This is a genomic window from Pantoea rwandensis (genome assembly GCF_002095475.1).
Classification (GTDB): domain Bacteria; phylum Pseudomonadota; class Gammaproteobacteria; order Enterobacterales; family Enterobacteriaceae; genus Pantoea; species Pantoea rwandensis.
Genome location: NZ_MLFR01000068.1, coordinates 1 through 255 on the forward strand (window position 1 = coordinate 1; position 255 = coordinate 255).

1 protein-coding gene is annotated in these 255 nt (G+C 63.1%); it reads left to right on the plus strand.

All coding sequences use genetic code 11. From position 1 onward, the window contains the following. A partial coding sequence (locus tag HA51_RS27150) for an Ig-like domain-containing protein (protein ID WP_158087390.1) occupies positions 1-255 on the plus strand: 255 nt, incomplete at both ends.

Here is a 255-nt window from a genome sequence, read left to right on the forward strand (position 1 = left end):
GGTGAACTCAACGCTGGTGATTGCCAACGACAACGGCACCACGCCGGTGACGGTGGCGAACGGCGGTTCCACCAACGACACCACGCCACTTCTGAGCGGTGTGGTGAGTACGGCGGAAGCGGGCGATATCGTCCGGGTGTACGACAACATCAGTGGCAGTGCAGTGTTGGTCGGTTCGGCGGTGGTTCTCGCGGACGGCACCTGGAGCACCAACAGCACCGTGCTGGCAACGGGAACCCATCCGCTGAGTGTGAC